The sequence below is a fragment of the Burkholderia sp. 22088 genome (assembly GCF_052045915.1).
Lineage (GTDB): Bacteria > Pseudomonadota > Gammaproteobacteria > Burkholderiales > Burkholderiaceae > Burkholderia > Burkholderia cepacia.
In genome coordinates this window covers 155677-173042 of the sequence record NZ_JBQEPY010000019.1, presented here as the reverse complement: position 1 = coordinate 173042, position 17366 = coordinate 155677, and the positions used below count along the sequence as shown (strand labels likewise).

General features: G+C 62.4%; 23 protein-coding genes. 22 read left to right on the top strand and 1 reads right to left on the bottom strand.

The window, feature by feature from the left end; all coding sequences use genetic code 11:
* The first annotated feature begins 34 nt into the window (after positions 1-34).
* The 22 genes from ACTJLD_RS31745 to ACTJLD_RS31640 all read left to right on the top strand — a co-directional run bounded on the left by ACTJLD_RS31745 (position 35) and on the right by ACTJLD_RS31640 (position 16681).
* Entirely contained in the window at positions 35-196 is a 162-nt protein-coding gene (locus ACTJLD_RS31745; protein ID WP_440660604.1) for a hypothetical protein, read from the top strand.
* Entirely contained in the window at positions 196-531 is a 336-nt protein-coding gene (locus ACTJLD_RS31740; RefSeq protein WP_034195754.1) for a GPW/gp25 family protein, read from the top strand. The genes ACTJLD_RS31745 and ACTJLD_RS31740 overlap by 1 nt, the downstream gene beginning before the upstream one ends.
* Positions 528-1424 (top strand): baseplate assembly protein, encoded by an 897-nt coding sequence (locus tag ACTJLD_RS31735; protein WP_322079251.1) that lies wholly within the window; start codon positions 528-530, stop codon positions 1422-1424. Before ACTJLD_RS31740 ends, ACTJLD_RS31735 begins: the two co-directional genes overlap by 4 nt.
* Positions 1414-1992, top strand: coding sequence for a phage tail protein I (locus ACTJLD_RS31730; protein WP_440660603.1), 579 nt, complete (start codon positions 1414-1416; stop codon positions 1990-1992). Before ACTJLD_RS31735 ends, ACTJLD_RS31730 begins: the two co-directional genes overlap by 11 nt.
* Positions 1980-3971, top strand: coding sequence for a phage tail protein (locus tag ACTJLD_RS31725; protein ID WP_440660602.1), 1992 nt, complete (start codon positions 1980-1982; stop codon positions 3969-3971). The genes ACTJLD_RS31730 and ACTJLD_RS31725 overlap by 13 nt, the downstream gene beginning before the upstream one ends.
* 15 nt (positions 3972-3986) lie before the next feature.
* A complete protein-coding gene (locus ACTJLD_RS31720; protein WP_440660601.1) occupies positions 3987-4769 on the top strand; it encodes a tail fiber assembly protein in 783 nt (260 codons plus the stop codon).
* Positions 4770-4844: 75 nt separating this feature from the next.
* On the top strand, positions 4845-6014 hold the full coding sequence (locus tag ACTJLD_RS31715; RefSeq protein WP_440660600.1) for a phage tail sheath subtilisin-like domain-containing protein: 1170 nt from the start codon (positions 4845-4847) through the stop codon (positions 6012-6014).
* 10 nt (positions 6015-6024) lie between these two features.
* Positions 6025-6528 (top strand): phage major tail tube protein, encoded by a 504-nt coding sequence (locus ACTJLD_RS31710; RefSeq protein WP_027787026.1) that lies wholly within the window; start codon positions 6025-6027, stop codon positions 6526-6528.
* 96 nt (positions 6529-6624) lie between these two features.
* Positions 6625-6927, top strand: a complete 303-nt coding sequence (locus ACTJLD_RS31705; RefSeq protein WP_059903957.1) for a phage tail assembly protein — start codon at positions 6625-6627, stop codon at positions 6925-6927.
* Between the two features lie 81 nt (positions 6928-7008).
* On the top strand, positions 7009-9450 hold the full coding sequence (locus ACTJLD_RS31700; RefSeq protein ID WP_060228196.1) for a phage tail tape measure protein: 2442 nt from the start codon (positions 7009-7011) through the stop codon (positions 9448-9450).
* Between the two features lie 10 nt (positions 9451-9460).
* A complete protein-coding gene (locus ACTJLD_RS31695) occupies positions 9461-10339 on the top strand; it encodes a phage tail protein (protein ID WP_059675744.1) in 879 nt (292 codons plus the stop codon).
* Positions 10314-10520, top strand: coding sequence for a tail protein X (locus ACTJLD_RS31690; protein WP_027789299.1), 207 nt, complete (start codon positions 10314-10316; stop codon positions 10518-10520). The genes ACTJLD_RS31695 and ACTJLD_RS31690 overlap by 26 nt, the downstream gene beginning before the upstream one ends.
* A 9-nt stretch (positions 10521-10529) precedes the next feature.
* Positions 10530-11579, top strand: a complete 1050-nt coding sequence (locus tag ACTJLD_RS31685; RefSeq protein ID WP_440660599.1) for a phage late control D family protein — start codon at positions 10530-10532, stop codon at positions 11577-11579.
* Positions 11580-11655: 76 nt separating this feature from the next.
* Positions 11656-11940: a phage holin family protein gene (locus tag ACTJLD_RS31680; RefSeq protein WP_034188712.1), complete on the top strand. Its 285-nt coding sequence runs from the start codon at positions 11656-11658 to the stop codon at positions 11938-11940.
* A gap of 2 nt (positions 11941-11942) precedes the next feature.
* The gene (locus ACTJLD_RS31675) at positions 11943-12437 is read left to right on the top strand and encodes a glycoside hydrolase family 24 protein (RefSeq protein ID WP_440660598.1); all 495 of its coding nucleotides are present in this window, start codon (positions 11943-11945) and stop codon (positions 12435-12437) included.
* Positions 12434-12928 carry a DUF2514 family protein gene (locus ACTJLD_RS31670; protein ID WP_440660597.1) on the top strand — a complete coding sequence of 165 codons (495 nt, stop codon included), beginning with the start codon at positions 12434-12436 and terminating at the stop codon, positions 12926-12928. The genes ACTJLD_RS31675 and ACTJLD_RS31670 overlap by 4 nt, the downstream gene beginning before the upstream one ends.
* A gap of 167 nt (positions 12929-13095) precedes the next feature.
* Complete coding sequence (locus ACTJLD_RS31665) at positions 13096-13884, top strand: DNA adenine methylase (RefSeq protein ID WP_175749753.1); 789 nt, start codon at positions 13096-13098, stop codon at positions 13882-13884.
* A gap of 173 nt (positions 13885-14057) precedes the next feature.
* Positions 14058-14489, top strand: coding sequence for a PAAR domain-containing protein (locus tag ACTJLD_RS31660; protein WP_440660596.1), 432 nt, complete (start codon positions 14058-14060; stop codon positions 14487-14489).
* Between the two features lie 6 nt (positions 14490-14495).
* The gene (locus tag ACTJLD_RS31655; RefSeq protein WP_440660595.1) at positions 14496-14993 is read left to right on the top strand and encodes a DUF4123 domain-containing protein; all 498 of its coding nucleotides are present in this window, start codon (positions 14496-14498) and stop codon (positions 14991-14993) included.
* On the top strand, positions 14983-15453 hold the full coding sequence (locus tag ACTJLD_RS31650; protein WP_440660594.1) for a hypothetical protein: 471 nt from the start codon (positions 14983-14985) through the stop codon (positions 15451-15453). The genes ACTJLD_RS31655 and ACTJLD_RS31650 overlap by 11 nt, the downstream gene beginning before the upstream one ends.
* A 61-nt stretch (positions 15454-15514) precedes the next feature.
* Positions 15515-15952 (top strand): restriction endonuclease fold toxin 5 domain-containing protein, encoded by a 438-nt coding sequence (locus ACTJLD_RS31645; protein WP_370448779.1) that lies wholly within the window; start codon positions 15515-15517, stop codon positions 15950-15952.
* Positions 15953-15964: 12 nt separating this feature from the next.
* On the top strand, positions 15965-16681 hold the full coding sequence (locus tag ACTJLD_RS31640) for a LysR family transcriptional regulator (protein WP_333986619.1): 717 nt from the start codon (positions 15965-15967) through the stop codon (positions 16679-16681).
* Positions 16682-16705: 24 nt separating this feature from the next.
* Here ACTJLD_RS31640 and ACTJLD_RS31635 read toward each other — a convergent pair whose 3' ends face one another.
* Positions 16706-17206 carry a hypothetical protein gene (locus ACTJLD_RS31635; protein WP_153488452.1) on the bottom strand — a complete coding sequence of 167 codons (501 nt, stop codon included), beginning with the start codon at positions 17204-17206 and terminating at the stop codon, positions 16706-16708.
* Between the last annotated feature and the right edge of the window lie 160 nt (positions 17207-17366).

Genomic DNA, 17366 nt, shown 5'->3' with positions numbered 1-17366 from the left:
GAAAGACGCACAGCAAGGCGGGGCGGTGGCACCCGTGACATTCATCGATACCGAGTTCCGCAGCCGCGTGATCGTGTTTCCGGACGGCTCGCACGTCGCCGTGCTGGCCGGCAAAACGGAAGTGACAGAGCCTGAGCATATCGCGTATCTCGATTCGCGCGGGTGCTTCAAGCGCATTCCGACGAAGGCGCAGTGATGGTCGCGCTGGTCGGTATGTGTCGCCGTACGGGCCGACTGATCGGCGGCCTGGATCATCTTGTGCAAAGCATCGCGGACATTCTGAGCACGCGCAAGGGAACCCGCCGCGAGCGACCCGATTACGGCTCGGATCTCCCTGCGATGGTTGACCTGCCCGTCACGCGCGGATGGATCTCGGCCGCGCAGGCGGAAGCCGCGCGCGCGATCGGTCGATGGGAGCCGCGCATTGCGCTGGATAGCGTGAAGGCGCTCTCTGTCGTGGACGGCAAAGTAACTTTTCGGATCGCCGGCCAATACAACGGCGACGATGTTGTATTCGAGGTGACGATATGACAGTGATCGATCTGTCGGCGCTTGATCCACCGGATCTCGTCGAAACGCTCGACTTCGAGGAGGTGTATCAGCGCAAGCTCGAACACTTCAAGAGCATCTATCCGGATTGGACGGCTGCGCTGGAATCCGATCCGGTCGTCAAGTTGATCGAGCTGGCGGCGTACGACGACATACGGTTTCGGGCGCGTGTCAACGATGCAGCCCGAGCCGTGTTGCTGGCGTACTCGACGGGCGCGGATCTTGAACACCTCGCGGTGCTCTGGAATTTGCAGCGGGAGACAGTCGATCCCGGTGATCCGGAGGCGCATCCGCCTGTCCCCGCGACAGTCGAGCGCGACGAGCGGCTGCGGTTGCGTACGCAGATGGGTATCGAGCGTTCGTCAACGGCCGGGCCATTCGGTGCGTATCGGTCGATGGCGATGGATGCATCGCCGGATGTCGCCGATGTGCGCGTCGATCGACCGGAGGGCGGTGTCGTTCGCGTCGTGGTGAAGTCGTACTCGAACGGTGGCGTTGCCAGTGCTGCGCTGCTCGACACGGTTCGCCGAGCGCTCTCTCCCGAAGATCGTCGGCCGCTCAATGACACGCTGCTCGTTGTGCCGGCCCGGCCGGTCGAATACGCGATCGTCGCCGACGTGTACATCGGGCGCGGGCCAGATCCGGGCGTCGTGCTTGCTGCGCGACGGCAGGATCTCGATATCGCAGTCGCTGCGGGCGAAGCGCTACGGGTTGGCATGCCTCGCTCGGCCGTAACCGGGGCGCTGCATCCCAAAGCGTCGGGTGTCGTGCGTGTCGATCTGAAGGCCCCCATGGCTGACGTGGTGTGTGCGATCGATCAGTTCGCCCGGTGTACATCGATCGTGCTGAATCCGAAGGTGAACGATGACGATTGAAGCACTACTGCCGACGAACCAGACGAGTCTAGAAGCGGCGCTCGCGCAGGTGATGCGGCCGTCTGTCGATCCGAACGTGATCCGCACGCTCTGGGATGCGGATCGCTGCCCGGCCGCTTTCCTGCCGTGGCTCGCGTGGTCGCTCGCGGTCGACGGATGGGAGCTGGCGGAGTCCGAAGAGGCGCGACGCGCGCTGATCAAGTCGTCTCTGGCGATCTATCAAAAGAAGGGCACGCCATGGGCGATCCGCGAGATCGTTCGTCGTCTCGGGTTCGGTGAGATCGACATTCAGGAGGGGCGGCAGATCAAGCGGCGAGACGGTTCGGCGAAGCGCGACGGTCGATATCTGCACGGCGGGTCGACCGCATGGGCCGAGTACATCGTGAAGCTGCGGCGGCCGGTGACGCGAGATCAGGGCGAGAACCTGAAGCGAGCGATCGAGCGTTACGCGCCAGCTCGCAGCCGGCTCGCATGGCTCGATTTTTCTGAGGTTGCAATCCGGCACAACGGTGCCGCGACGCGCAATGGTCAATTTACGCGAGGGGTGATCGGTACATGGCCAATTTGAAAGAAGAAAGTAAGTGGGAGGAAGGGGTCTACCAGTTCGAAACGTCGGACCCCGTACAAGGTGGTCCTGATGGGATCGACAACGTGCCGACGAAGCAACTTGCGAATCGGACGCGGCACCTCAAAGACCGGGCGGACGGCAACGACAAGCGGGTCGGCGAGGTCAGTGCGAAGGTCGATGCGCTCGGCAAGCGTGCCGACGAACTCGGTAACGACAAGCTGCCGTACACGGGCGGCACGTTGAAGGGAGTGCTTCGCGGGAAGGTCGGCGCAATCACGCCGAACAACGCAAACAACGCTGGATTCGGATTCGAGAACGATCCCGACACGGGTATGTTCTCACCGAGCGACGGATACCTTCAGATCGGCGCACAAGGTGTCTCGCACCTGGAGATTCAGGGCAATAACTGCTTTGTTGGGCCGGCCGCCGCGAGTGGTTGGCTTGCGCTGATCGCGGGCGGTGCCGAGCGGATGCGTGTCACTCGCGAGGGGCGCGTGCTTGTTGGAACGACGGCAGACAATGGTCGCGATGGCTTGCAGGTAGCCTACCGTGCCTCGTTCGCAAATGGGATTCAGATTACTGGTCTGGACGCGCCCAACGGTGGTCATCTTCGTGCGTGTGGTGGTCAGTACGGGGTGTTCTTCCGTCATGACGATCTTACGGCGTACTGGCTGCAAACAAAGAAAGGCGATCCGCTCGGCGGTTGGAACGATTACCGGCCGTTCTCTTGGGTTCTTGATACTGGGGTCGTGAACATTGACGGCACCGGTGCTGGCACTGTCCTCGGTGGGTCGGTCGAAATGCGTGGAGACCTTACGTTGAAGCCTTCGTGGGGCGAAGGCCGGCTTCGCTTTGGCGCGGTTGACGGCTATTTCTACGCGAATGCCGACAACGTCGGATGGTATTCGGCAACGAAAGGCTCGTTTCAGTATTTCTTCGGCAGTCGAACATTTTGTATCGATGGCAAACCGGTCTACCACACGGGCAATCTGACGCCGCTCGACCTGAACAACGGCGGGACGCTTAAAGGTGCGCTCTGGCTTGCTGCCGGCGCTCGGGTTTTCCTCTCGGAAGGCACGCCGCAGAATCCGTCGTTGACTTTCGACAAGGACGGTACTCCGGATACTGGTCTTTATCACATCGGTGACGGCTCTTTCGGCGTCACGTGTAACGGGATCGTCACAGCGCGATTCACTGCCGACAAGGGCACGATCTTTGATCGACCTGTGCAGGTGCCTACGCCCGCCGCTGGAGATAAGTCGGGAAGCGTCGCGTCGACGGCGTTTGTCGCCGATGCGATCGCGTCGGCGTCGATCGGCCAGATCATTTTCGAGGTGCGAAACAGTGTGCGGGCGGGCTGCTTGAAGCTCGACGGAGCGCTGCTCAAGCGAGCCGATTATCCGCAGCTCTGGGCGTATGCGCAGGCAAGTGGTGCGCTCGCAACGGAGAAGGATTGGGCCGCTGGTTGGTGGGGGTGCTTCTCGATCGGCGACGGGGAGACGACGTTCCGCATCCCCGAGTTTCGCGGCGAAGGTGTCCGGTGTGCTGACGGCGGGCGGGGTGTTGATTCTGGTCGCGGTGTCGGCTCGTGGCAGGACAGTCAAAACCGATCGCACGCGCACGGCGCCTCGGCGAGTGACGTCGGGGACCATTCACACAGCGCGTGGACGGATTCCCAAGGGTGGCACGGCCACAACGTGTCGCAGCAACCGCACTCGCACGGGTTTGGTCTCGGGTCGAACGGTGCGTATTCGACGAGCACCGGGCGCGGGTACGGCATGGACAACGGTCGCGCCAACAACTTGGGGACAGACGGCGCAACGATCCCGATTGGAATCGAGGGAAGCGGGGCGCACGGTCACAACGTTGGCATCGGGGGCGCTGGTGGTCACTCGCACGCAATCAGCGTTGCTGCTGACGGAGGCAACGAAGCGCGTATGCGCAATATCGCAGTGCTCGCCATGATCCGCGCATATTAAATCGTGAGGTAGAACATGCTTTGCAATCAATACGACAGTTTGACCGGGCAGTACATCGCGAGCTTTCTGGCCGATGTCGATCCGATGAATTCCAGCCGCTATCTGGTTCCCGCGTTCTGCACGCTCGAGCCGCTGCCCGAACGTGCGCCGCGCACGTGGCCGTTCTGGCGTGGCGACAAGTGGGAGATGCTGCCCGACTATCGCGGCGTGCGTCTCTATCGAACCGAGTCCGGTTTCGCGGCGGAAATTACCGTGGCAGGTGTGACGCCGGACGAAGCGGGCCTGACTGAAGAGCCGCGCCCTTCCGATGCACATGTGTGGCGTGATGGCGCGTGGGTGATCGACGAGCAGATCGTCGCGGACAAGGAGCGCGAAACAGCGATGAATGACTTTTTCGGACGACTGGAGAAAGCGCGTCGTCAGAATCTCGGCAAGTCCGATGCGCGTATCACGGGACGGATGTCCGATCTCGAAGAAGCGACGTTCGATGCGTGGGCCGACTACCAGATGGCGCTTTCCAGTGTCGTGGATGCTCCGACCTTTCCGAACGACATTGTCTGGCCGACCGAACCGGACCCGCGACAGATCCTCGCGAAGGTCGAGGCCGAGCGGATCGCGAGAGCCAAGCGCGAAGCTGAGGAAGCTGCTCGACGCGAAGCGGAAGAGCGTCAGGCAGAAGCTAACCGTGAAGCGATCGAAGTCGCGTTGCGCCGAGGGGTTGAGAAAGTACTCCTGGCCGACACGGTTCTCGATGATCAGGCGGCCCCGAAAGCACCCGGCGGATCGACCAAAAAGTAACTTTGCCGACGCAGCGTGCGTCGTTTCGTTTCAAGCCGCTCCGATGAGCGGCTTTTTTTATTTCCGGAGATCCGCATGGCAGCGACTTCCTTTTTTCACGGCATCACGACGACGATCGTCGACAGCGGTCCGCGCACGATTGCGGTGCCGTCGTCGTCGGTGGTTGGTATGACCGACACGTACACGCCCGGTCCCGATCTGGCGCAGCCGAATGTTCCCGTGCAGCTGACCAGCTACGGCGAGGCGGTGCGTGCGTTCGGCGAGAACAGCGCGATCGCGCGGGCAGCTCGCGCGATCTACGCGCAGAGCAGCGCGATTGTGATCGCCGTGGGGGTGCCGGCAGCGGCCGACGCGGCGCAGCTCACGTCGGCGATCATCGGTGGTGTGTCGGCCGGGGGCGCACGCACGGGCATGCAGGCGCTGCTCGACGCGAAGTCGCGCTTCAACGCACAACCGCGTTTGCTGGTCGCACCTGGGCATACGTCCAAGCAGCCGGTCGCGACGGCTGCCGACTCGCTCGCCGGCAAGCTGCGCGCGATGGCCGTGATCGATGGCCCGAATGTCGACGACGAGGCAGCGATCGCGTACGCGAAGAACTTCGGCAGCAAGCGCCTGTACATGGTCGACCCCGGCGCGAAGGCATGGAACAACGCGACGAACGGCGAGATCTCGCTGCCCGCGTCAACGTACGCGGCGGGGCTCTTCTGCCAGACCGACGCGAAGGTCGGCTTCTGGGCGTCACCGTCGAACAAGGAGATCGTGGAGATCACGGGCACGGGGCGGCCGATCGAATACCTCGACGGCGACGAGACGTGCCGCGCGAACCTGCTCAACAACGCGAACATCACGACGATCATTCGCGACGGCGGATATCGCCTGTGGGGGAACCGCACGCTGTCGGCCGATCCGAAATGGAAGTTCGTCACGCGCGTGCGCACGCTCGACATCGTCATGGATGCGGTTCAGGCCGGCCACAAGTGGGCGGTCGATCGCGGCATCACGGCGACGTACGTCAGCGACGTTACCGAAGGGCTGCACGCGTTCATGCGTGACCTGAAGCGTCAGGGCGCAGTGATCAACTTCGAGGTCTACCCGGACCCGTTGCTGAACACGGCGAGCCAGCTCGAAGACGGCAAGGTGTACTGGAACATCCGATTCACGGACGTCCCGCCGGCCGAAAACCCGATTTTCCGCTTCGAGGTCACGAACCAGTGGCTGACCGAAGTGCTGGATAACCAGATCTAAGGGAGGAACGATGATTCCGGAAACTCTGTACAACTGCAACGCTCATATCGATGGCCGCGGATACGCTGGCCGCGCGACGAGCATGACGCCGCCGAAGCTGAAGATCAAGACGGATGACTTCCGCGCGGGCGGGATGGACGCGACGGTCAAGGTCGATCAAGGCATGGAAGCGCTCGATGCATCGTTCTCGATGTCGACGATGGAATACGAGGTCCTGCGCTTCTTCGGTCTGGTCGATCAGGGCGCGTTCAACGGTGTATTTCGCGCGGTGTTCATGGATCGCAGCGGTAAGACGAAAAACGTCGCCGTGTATCTGCGTGGGATGCTGCACGAAGTCGATCCGGGCGACTGGAAACCGGGCGACAAGTACGAGGCGAAATACTCCGTGTCGTGCGACTACTACAAGCTGGAGATCGCCGGTGCGATTGTGCACGAGATCGATGTCTTCGCGTCCAAGCGCGTGATCAACGGTGTTGATCAGCTCGCCGAGGTGCGCAAGGGTCTTGGCATGTAGTTCCCACGTAGGTGTCATTGGACGGACACGCAGCAAAGCTACTTTGTTTAATTGATGGCGAGCCGATGGCTCGCCATTTTCTTTTCAGGAACCGCAATGGAAAAGGTCACGGTCAAGCTCAACTATCCGATCAAGCTCAACGGCGTCGAGTGCGACAGCTTCACGCTGCGCCGGCCGAAGGTGCGCGACATGCGAGGTGCGCAGAAGCTCGCGCCGAACGATGCCGAGCAGCAAGAGCTGATCTTGTTCGCGACGCTCGCAGATGTCGGCCCGGACGACATCGAAGAGATGGACATGGCCGATTACGAGCGCGTGCAGGACGCCTACTACTCCTTTCGATCCGTACGCCAAGCTGGACAGAAAGACGCTCAAGGCGCTGGCAAATCGGCTGGTGCGTGAATACGGCATGTCGCCGACATCGATTGACGAGATGACGGTCGACGACATGCTCTGGTGGTTGACGGATTGAGGGGGGCCGGGATGGCGAAAGACTTAGCACTTGGCATCGTGATCGGCGGGGCCGTCTCGGCGACGTTCGGCAAGGCGATCACCGACACATCGTCGAAGATCGACGCGATGAAGAAGCGGGCGAACGACTCGCGGCTCTGGCAGCGCCAGATCGGCGAGACGATGCGCCTGCAGGACGAGTTCCGTCGCCTTCATTTGGCGGGCGACAGCGCGGCGGATGGCATTCGCCGCAAGCTCGACAGCAATCTGAAATCGCTGCGAGACGCCGGCATCGAGGTCGGTCGGCTCGATCGCGCGTATGCGCAGCTCGGACGAACCGCTCGCGGACTGGATCTGAAGGTGGCAGGCCGCGAGCGGCTCGCGGCTGGCCAAGAGGCCGGGCGCGGTGTGATCGGCGATGCGATGAAGCTGACGGCAGCCGTCGCGGTGCCGGCGACGATCTCGGCGAACTATCAGGCGATCATTCGCGACATTGCGATCAAGGCCGGCATTGCGCGCACGCAGGAAGAGGCCGCGATGGCGACGCGGATCAGGCGTGACGCCGGGGCGAACGGTATCGGCCGCAACGAGCTGGCGGACGCCGTCAACCAGATGGTCGCAGGCGGCATGGATCTGGATCGCGCGCTCAACTTCGCGCCGCTGGTCGCGAAGTTCTCAATCGGCCAAGGCGCGACGACGGTCGAAACCGCGAAGATGATCCAAGCGCTGCAGCAGAACGCAGAGATCGTCGATCCGAAGCAGATGTCGAAGGCGCTCGAAGCGATCGCGTATCTCGGCAAAGAAGGGTCGTTCGAGTCGGTCGACATGGCGCGTTGGTTCCCGGTGCTGCTCGCCGAGATGAAGAAGATCGGCATCACGGGGCAGGACTCGGTGACGCAGCTCGGGGCAATGCTCCAGGTGCAGATGAAGACCGCCGGCAGTTCGGACGAGGCGGCGAACAACCTGAAAAACTGGTTTTCGAAGATCGGTTCGGGCGAGACCGAACGCAACTACGCGAAGGCCGGTGTCGATTATCAGGCGAAGATGCGCGAGGCGATCGGCAAGGGCTGGTCGACGCTGGAAGCGTCTTTCGTGCTCGCCCGCGCGTACATCGAGCGTGTCGACCCTGCCAAGGCGAAGCAGCTCGCAGCTGCGGCGAAGCAGTTCAATTCGGAGATGGACCCCGCCAAGCGTCAGGCGCAGATGGCCGCGTTCGCCGAGACGATGAAGACCGGCGACCTGTTCAACGACATGCAGGTCAAGGCGGCGCTGACAGCGTACATGCAAAACGCTGAGCTGTATTCGAACCTGAAGCGCAACGCGCAGCAGGCGAGCGGCGAGATCCAAAAGGATCTGGAGGCACGTCGCGAGACGTCCAAACAGATCTGGAGCGAGGTCGGGCAGCGATGGGACGACGCGATGCGCAGCATTGGCGACGCCCTACGGCCGATCACGGATCGCGTTGGCGAGGCGGCAAAGGGGGCCGGGAGCGGTATCCAGTCCGCCGCAGACAGCGCTCCGAAGGCGACAGCCGCTGTCGTCGGCATCGCCGGCACGGTGCTCGCAGTGCGCGGAGCAAAGGCACTTTGGGGCATCGGTCGCGGCTTGTTCGATATCGCGCGCGGGACGGTGCTGGCGCGTGGTGGTCGAGGGGGGGCAGGGCGTGCCGGTGGTGCGGGTGGCGTCGTCGGGCGCGCACTGGATGCAGTCGGAGGGGCTGCGAGCGCCGCTGGTGGCGTCCAGCGCGTGTTCGTCGTGAACATGCCCGGCGGTGGCGTCGATGGTGGCGGGCTTGGCGATCTGATGGGCGGTGGGCGTGCAGGTCGAGCCGCGCGTCGCGCGGCAGCTCGGGCGGGGCGGCTCGGAAGGATCGGGCGGGTCGTCAACGCGGGACGTGCGCTCTTCGGTCGGGTTGCGCCGTGGGCAGGAAAGCTGGCCGTCGCGGGGACCGTCCTGAAGTTCGGCCTTGCGGCTCGCGAAGCGTACGCCGTCGCGTCGAGCACCGATACGAACGATCGGAAGGCCACACGGTTCGCGGGCATCGCCGGCAGTCTCGCGGGTGGCGTGATCGGCGCGAAGGTCGGGGCGACGATCGGAGCGCTCGGCGGGCCGATCGGATCGGCGGTCGTCGGCGTGCTTGGCGGGGCACTCGGGACGTTTGTAGGCGACAAGGCACTGAGCGCCATCGCGAGCAAGTTCTTGGGCCAGAAACCCGACGAGACGCCCGCGAACGCCGAAGCAGCCGCCAAGGCGGCGAAGGCAGCAGAGACTCCGGCGGCTGATGCCCGGTTCGGGCCGCGTATCGATCAGACGAACACGTTCGCGCCGGTCTTCAACGTGAAGATCGAGGCGAGCGATACCGACATGGCTAACAAGTTTCTCCAACAGGTCAGTCCGCAGTTGACGCGGATGATGGAGGAGCAGCAGCGCAAGGCGAACAGTCGTACGGCAATGTTCGACGCGCCGCATATGTAAGGGAGGCGTCATGGATGTGTTTCGACAGATCTCGGGAGCAGCAACGCAGGCGGGGATCGCGACGGAGCGCGTGCGGCAGATGGTTCGCATATTCGATCGAAACCGCGCGGCGAGCATGGCGACGGTCGACATGCTGCAACGTCTCGCAACCGGCAATCTGAGCAGTGCGGCCGAGCTGCTGACCGGCGCGACAAGCGCGCTGTCGGTGGCATCGGACCTGTTTCCGCAGGTCGGCGCTGTCGTGCGTAGCTTCAACGCGACGCAGGCGTCGCTCGGCTCGATTCTGAAAGCCGTCGACGGATCGAATTTCCCCCTTGTGCGGGCTGCCGCCGACAGCGTCAAGTCTGCATTGGGCGGGGCGTGGAATCAGTTCAACGCGGCGGTGGGTCTGAAGGATTCGGCGGTGATGGACGTGATCAAGTCGACGGGCGTCGGCTCGATGCTGTCGGGTCTGATCGACGGTGCGTCGTCGAGCACGCCGCACCTGATGTCGATGACGACGGATGCCGGCGACGCATTCCACTTCAACCTGTCGACGGCTGCTCACGACAAGTTGCGACGAGCGACGCGATATCGCGTGGCGTCCCAGGAGCGCCTGAACCGTCAGGAGGCGCTGCAGCCCGTCAGCGAAGGGGGCGAGACGATCACGCTGTCGGGCGTCGTGTTCCCGTCGCTTGGGGCCGGTACGAAGCAGATCAGCCGGCTGCGTGCCATCGGCGGCAGGATGAAGCCCGTGCAGCTCACGACGGGCGACGGCGAAGTGCTCGGCCGCTGGCTGTTGCAGGCGATCGAAGAGGAGCAGGACGCGCTGCTCGCGGACGGCTTGCCGCGCAAGCAAACTTTCTCGGTGGAGTTCGGGCGCTATGGCGAAGACTTTAAGAACGTCTGACGGTGACGTGCTCGACACGCTCTGCTATCGCTTCTACGGAGCGCTGCAGGGAACGGTCGAGGCCGTGTACGAAGCGAATCCGGGGCTGGCGAATCGGCCGCAGCCGTTCCCGGCCGGCGTCGAGATCCTGATGCCGGATCTCGATGCGCCGCGTGCCGAGTCCGTCCAGCTCTGGACATAGTGAGGTGCGATGGAAGCGATTTTTCAGGTCGTCGCGAACGGCTCGGACGTGACGAAGGTTATACAGGATCGCGTGCTTGAGATCCGGTCGATGGACAAACCCGGTCTAGACGCCGACGAGTGCACGATCACGCTCGACGATCGCGACGGCCGCGTCGAGTTTCCGCCGAAAGGCGCGACGCTGAAGGTGTCGATCGGATGGGAGGGGCAGGGGCTGTCGATGCTCGGCGAGTACGCCGTCGACGAGGTTGGATTGCGCGGGCCGCCGGCCAGCGTCGTGATCCGGGGCAAGCCTGCGAACATGCGCGCGACGTCGAAAACGCAGCGATACGGGAGCTGGTCGAGCGCAAAGCTGGCCGACATCGTCGGCGACGTCGCGCGTCGTAACAAGTGGTCGGCCGCGTGTGACGTCGACGTCGTCGTGCCACGCATCGACCAGTTCGGCGAGAGCGATCTGCACTTCATCACGCGCGTGGCTCGCCAGTATGGGGCGACGGCGACGGTCAAGGCCGGCAAGCTGATCGTTTTGCCGCGCGGCGGCGGTAAGAGCGCGAGCGGCAAGCCGCTGCCGATCGTCACGCTCACGCCGGGCGACCTGCTCGATTACGACATCAATTTCCCCGACCGAGCGAGTTTCGCGGCCGTGCGCACGAAGGTGCATGACCGCAAGTCCGGGAAGAAGATCGATCTGACGATCCCGAACCCGGATGCACCGCCAGGTGCGTCCGCGGTGCATACCGAGCGCCATGCGTTCGCGAGTCCGGAAGCCGCGAAAGCGGGGGCGACATCGCGAATGGCGACGCTCAACCGGCACACGTCAACGAGCCGGCTGACGATGCGCGGCCGCGCAGATCTGTCGGCGGAAAAGACGATCGCGCTGAAGGGGTTCAAGACCGGAGTAGACGGTGAGTTTCTGATCGAGTCGGTCGAGCACACGTTCGCATCGCGCGGGTGGATCACGGTCGTGACTTTGAACGGAGGGAACAAGGGGAAAGCGAAGGTCGGGCACAAGAAGAAGTCGGGCAAGAAAATCACTCTGGTGGTGCCGGCGCCGCAGTAACGCGTCACGCACTGAATTTGCAGGCCGCTCACGGGCAACCGGGGCGGCCTTTCTTTTTATCGGGCAAGGGGAACCGATGCAAGACCACGAAAAAACGATTCTGGAGCTGATCGTCATGGGCGGATTGATCGGCATCGCGAAGGTGTTGGTTGGTAGCGAGCCGTTGTCGTTTCGGCTGGTTGTCGGCCGGGCCGTATTGGGATCGGCAACGTCGATGGTGGCCGGGCTCGCGCTGCTGCAGATCCCGGATCTGCCGCCGATCGCGCTGCTCGGTCTGGGGAGTGCGCTCGGCATTGTGGGGTCGCAGTACCTCGAAGTGCTGCTGCGCCGGAATGCGAAACGTGTGTTTGGAGGGAAGTGACGATGGCGCGAATCAGTGTGACGGCTGCGGGCGGAAAGAACCGTGTGGCGTTTCTCGACACCATCGCGGTAAGCGAGATCGGCTCGCCGCTGCTCGCGAAGTCGGACGACGGTTACAACGTCCTGGTCGGGGCGACGGCATCGCGCCCGCTGCTGTTTGCGAGCTATGCCGCGCATCCGAACGTGCTCAACCGACAGATCCGCGTGCCGTCGACAGCGGCCGGTCGTTACCAGATCCTCACGCGCTGGTGGCGGATCTATCAGGCGCAGATGAAGCTGCCCGACTTCGGACCGGTGTCGCAGGATCGATACGCGCTGCAGCAGCTGCGCGAGCACGGCGCATTGCCGTTGATCGATGCTGGCCGGTTTCGTGAGGCGGTGGCGAAGGTATCGAACGTATGGGCCAGTCTGCCGGGGGCGGGATACGGCCAGCACGAAAACGACATCGAGAAATTGCTGGCGGCGTATCGCGCAGCCGGCGGGGAGGTGAGCGCATGACGTGGATCGACCCGCGCATTTGGCTGCTCGTCGTTGCCGGCGTCATTGCCGGCGCTGCCTGCGGCTACTTCGAGGGACATCGCGACGCCGATCAATCCGCGAAGGTGGCGGATCAGATGCGGCAGATCGATGACCTGACGAACGAACGTAACGAATTTCGCCGCCGGTTGGCGGCACAACAGGAGATCGCAACTGATGCTGCGAAAGAACGTGATCAGGCGGCTGCTGATGCTGCTGTTGCCGGTGCTGCTGCTGACGGGCTGCGCAGGCAAGTCGCCGCACTCGTCGCCGACGTCCGGCGTGCCAGCGCTGCGGCCGGAAGCCCGGCAACCGGTGACGCCCTTGATCTGCTTGCCTACGTGTTCGGCCGGGCTGACGAGCGCGCGGGAGATCTGGCGAAAATCGCTGACGAGCGAGGCATTGCCGGCCGGCAGTGCGAACGCAGTTACGACGCGTTGATCGGCGACGCACAAGCCAATCTGCCGCAGTAACGCGGCAATCGAAGCCACGCAGCTTTGAGAGAAACAGGGCGACCGGGGAAATGTTCGCGCATTGACCCGGTCGCCTTTCCACTGAGCTAGCCAGTGAATCAGCCAAGGCCCTGCTTACCTACGTAGGCGGGCCGGATTCTACACCAAGTTTAAAAACGGCTTTCACAATGGCAAATCCCATCATTCCTTGGATCGGCGGCAAGCGCCGTCTGGCAGATCACCTTATCCCGCGTTTCCCGGCACATGACTGCTATGTCGAAGTGTTCGCGGGCGGGGCCGCGCTGTATTTCCTTCGGCCGCCGGCCAAAGTCGAGGTCGTGAACGACGTGAACGGCGAACTGATCAATCTGTATCGCGTCGTGCAGCATCACCTGGAGGAGTTCGTGCGCCAGTTCAAGTGGGCGTTGACGAGCCGGCAGGTGTTCGAGTGGTTGAAGCAGACGATCCCGGAAACCCTCACCGATATCCAGCGTGCGGCCCGGTTTTATTACCTGCAGAAAAGTTGCTTTGGGGCGAAGCTCGAAGGGCAGACGTTCGGGACAGCGACAACGACGCCGCCGGGTCTGAACCTGCTGCGTATTGAGGAGGAACTGTCTGCAGCGCATCTGCGGCTTGCGAACACGTTCATCGAGCGGCTGGATTGGGCGGCTTGCATCGACCGATATGACCGGCCGCATACGCTGTTCTACCTCGATCCACCGTATTACGAGACGGAAGGGTATGGCGTGGCGTTTCCGTTCGCCGAGTACGAGAAGATGGCTCAGCGCCTGCGGTCGATCAAAGGGCGCGCGATCGTGAGCCTCAATGACCATCCCGACATTCGGCGCGTGTTCGATGGCTTTCACATCGAGACCGTGCCGATTCAATACACGGTCGGCGGTGGGAGGGGCGTCGAACGAAACGAGCTGATCATTTTCAGTTGGGACGACGCGGCGCAGCCGGTCGGTCTGTTCTAGCGGACGGCTCGCCCGCAGGTCCGTTCCTGTCGCGCACCCCGCAATTCTGCGGGGTTGTTTGGCGGTAGGCGCATTGGCTAAATGTCACATTTGGTCAAGTCGCCTTCCGACTCTCGACATCGGTTGCTTGCTCGGGTAATAGTCGGATCATTAGAAACCGAGAGGGCCTGCATGTGAAGCGGAACTATCTCCGAGTCGGAGACCATTCGACCAGCGGCGGGGTGGTCGTCGACAGCATTCCGACCATGAGCTGCGAAGGGGTTGGGCTTACCTACGTTGGAGCCAAAGTAACTTGCCCGGCGTGCAAACGGATCGGCGTCATCGTTGCTGATGGGCCGCGTTGGCCGGGTGAATTGATGGGGCACCAAGCTGCATTGGAGGGCGATAAGGTCGCGTGTGGGTGTAGCCCGCTCCCGACCATGATTGCGTCGCAGTCGGCTATGTTTGAATCCTTTGAGTCGGATGCGCTCGTCAAAATGGGCTTCTCCGCATCAGGGGGACCAGTTGCGCTCGATCTCGGTACGCCCAAGCCTTCGGAGGGCTTCTGTCTCTCTTGCATGATTGCTGCGGCGAAGAATGCGGCCGCGATGATCGTACGCGGGTGAGCGGTGATGGATATTCAAGTCATCTTTTCGACATTGCAGCAGAGGGCGAGTCTTCCGCTTCGCCTGTTCGTGCTCGTGGACGGCCTGCTGTATTCGGAGCTTGGCGGGGCCGCACCGCAGAGGTCCGGCGAGTCAGTTATGGCGCTGCTTGATGGCACTCCAGATGCAACGCTCGCGGAGGCCGGCCCGTGGCTATTCGACTACGCGGCGATCGGGGCCAACGACCGCAGCGTGATTGGGCATTTGGCGCAGGGTGAATATGGGGTGAGCTGGATTATCAGCGCGTATCAACCGCACCAGCTCGCGGCAGAACTTCGCGAGCGGCTCGAAGGCATATTGCCGGATGGCCGGTCGGTAATGCTTCGCTATTACGACGCCCGTGTGATGCGGCATTTCGCACCTGCCCTTAGTCCGACCGAGCGGACGACATTTTTCTCCCCGACCTTCGACTGGTTGATCGAGATCGACGGGCAGCTCTTCAGGGCGCATCCTCATGCCGCTTAACCTTACTCCCGCCCACGTGTCTGCACTCGCCGAGGGCGAGGCTCGCAATTTCGTTGACGGCGTGCGCCGTGATCTGCTCAAGGCAGATCCTGCTTTGACGCAGGATATCGATCTTCATAACCGGCTCTGGGATGCATATCGTGCTGCTCGATCTCTCGGGATTCAGGATAGCGCGCATCTGGTTCAGTTCTTGAAAATGGAGGCGTATTCGCCGCACTTTTACGAGAAGCCGGCTGCGAAGGCATGGCTGACGAAACCCGGCCGTAGCGCCGATGAGCGTTTTCACGTCTACGTCCAAGAGATCACTTGGCGATCACAACATCCCGATAGCTTGAAAGGAGTTCCGCATGGCGGCACCGTTGATCCCTCTAGTGACAGCCGCAGCAGCGGAAGCGGGGCCGGTATTGTCGGCTATTGGAAGCGCTTTATTGGGGGGAGTGGCAGTAGCGGGGATCGGTAGCCTTCGGGGCGACGTCAGCAAGATGGACGAGCAGGCGAAGGCGAAAACGGAATCGCGGACAATGTCCGATTCCACTGCGCCTTGCAAGAAGTGCCCGCCCGAACAGACGGGCAAGCTTGTGCGGAGCCGACACGGCGCTAACTGGCCGGCGTACCGATATCAGGCGCGCGTAACCGGCTTTGCGTTCGATACGGAGAGCTGCCAGTGGAGCGACGAGTGGGAGTGGCTTGGAATCGATTTTGACGGGTTCAAGCCGCAAGAGTGCTTGCTGCAAGAGGCCAAGGGGAACTATGACCAGTTCCTTGATGGATCTATTCCGAAGTCCGAACAGTTCTTCAAGGGCTTTCGCCATATGCGCGATCAGGCGATCAAGCGCGCGATGCGGGTCAAGGCGAATCCGCCTACGCGGCTACGGTACTATTTCCAAGGGCCGTTGACCTATAGGCGGATGTCGGTATGGTTTAAGACCATGTCGATCGAGTCGGAGTATTTTCCGTAAATTCCTACCATCATGAAAATTGATTCCTTCATCAAGGCCGGCGGGATCGAGGTGTTCGCTTTCTCGCAAACACTCGCGAAGGTCGGTGCGATTGTTGATGTAATGGCGGCAGCGGCTCCGGAACTGTCGCGTCCGAATTGGCGAATGCAGGGCGATACGCTCGAAGAGGCGCAGACGGGCGAGGTGTACGCGGCCGACGGCCAGCCTAGTAGCACGGCGGTCGCGGCGCTGGAGAATGAATACCGAGGCGAGGAAACGTCGTCGCTCGGGATATGGGACGGTAGCGCGGACGATTCCATCGGCGCATCGGTCGAGGTCTTCGCGTGCGGTGGGCATTTCCCTGACACGGTCTCGCTCGGCGCTCGCGGGGCGTTCATCGAGCACAAAGATACTGTGGCGAGTATCGTGGTCAAGACCGCACAGGAGTTTTTGCCGGCCGTGATCTCGGCCGCGCCTGACGGTTATTCGGAGAAGCAGGCGTTTCAGGATCGTCCCGGTGTCGGTTGGATGATCTATCTGCCGGTGGAGCTGACCGTGCAGCAGATCCCCGAAGCGCAGGAGATCATTGCCGTGTTGTCCGCAGATGGGAAGAGGCGGCTCGGGACGATCCTTGTCAGCATCAAGGATGAGGTGTTTTCGGCCGACAATGAAGAGCACCTGGCCGTGGCGCACGACATCGAGGCGCGACTCATTTCGATGGACCTGTTGCCGCTTCTTGCCGAGATTTAAGGTCGGCCGGTAGCTGCATCGTAGTCAATCGAAGCGAGCGCCATCGATCATGCGGCGGAGCTGGTCGAGCGCGAAGGAATCGGGGTAGCCGTTCTTCTTCAGCTCCAGCTCGGCCGCGCAGACCATTTTCTCCATGAGCCGCAGTGTTCGGCGGACGTGCACGACTTCCAGCACGAAGCGTTGTTCGAGCGTCAGCGAGCGATGTTTCTTGAAGTTGGCCGCGCTCCACGCGTCGCGTAACTCCTCCCATGTCAGGCGTTGAAACTCGGGCAGCTTTGTTGCCTTGTCGGAACCCGGATCAGGTTCGCCGGGGACGTCGTAAAGCCTGCATTTCATCGCTTTGCGAGCACGCCACTCGTCGGAGAATGGCGCGACGTCCGCGCGAGGATTGCCCATTCGTCCTGCTCGCCTTATCTCTCTGTCGATCTTGTTCGACAAGCGGCGCAACGGTGCTGCGTATTGCAGCTCGTCGGCCCTGTCGAGGTACGCGATCATGCGCGTCGCGTCGCCGGTAAGCCCACTCATTTCGCTCATCGTGATTCGCAGGTGTAGCACTTCGAGAATCAGCCGATGGACGTCGGCGTACGTGCACGAGTTCCACCACTTCGACATCTCATCGAACTTGGGAGCGTCAAATGGGGGCAAGATCATGGCGCACATAAAACACTGTATGGATATACAGTTT